Annotated in this window: 1 protein-coding gene and 1 tRNA gene; one reads left to right on the top strand and one right to left on the bottom strand. The window is 57.0% G+C overall.

Annotated elements, in window-relative coordinates:
- The first annotated feature begins 121 nt into the window (after positions 1–121).
- A tRNA-Thr gene (locus QWI17_RS23070) sits at positions 122–197 on the top strand.
- Positions 198–199: 2 nt separating this feature from the next.
- On the opposite strand, the gene QWI17_RS23065 is transcribed toward QWI17_RS23070, so the two are convergent.
- Positions 200–412: hypothetical protein (locus QWI17_RS23065; RefSeq protein WP_302724896.1), on the bottom strand; the 213-nt coding region annotated here is incomplete at its 5' end.

Below are 412 nucleotides of genomic sequence, written 5' to 3'. Positions count from 1 at the left end.
CCACCGACATCGAAGAAGACCTGGCGCCGAAGGGCTGCAAGGGGGTCTGAGGGCAGGGCAATAAAGTAGTGGAAACAGGGGTTTGCGTAACAGGTGCGAGCAGTGGTACGTTGCGCTACACGCCGGTGTAGCTCAGTCGGTAGAGCAGCGCACTCGTAACGCGAAGGTCGCAGGTTCGATTCCTGTCTCCGGCACCAGTTCAGGTTCCAGCGAAGGCTACCAAAATCTCTGGAACCACCGTAAAGCCCGCCTTCTGGCGGGTTTTTTCGTTATGGCGTTCCGTCGGATTCCGACAGCTGCCAGCCGATTTAGGGGTAACGTTTGGGATAAAGTCGATTCGATAAAGGGGTTTACCCTTATGGCTCGTACTACTGCTCCCCTGACCGACACCGCATGCCGCTCGGCCAAACCT

Origin of the sequence: Gilvimarinus gilvus (assembly GCF_030518155.1) — a bacterium.
Lineage (GTDB): Bacteria > Pseudomonadota > Gammaproteobacteria > Pseudomonadales > Cellvibrionaceae > Gilvimarinus > Gilvimarinus gilvus.
The sequence above is the reverse complement of the archived record's forward strand: the minus strand, read 5'-3'. Positions and strand labels throughout refer to the sequence as shown.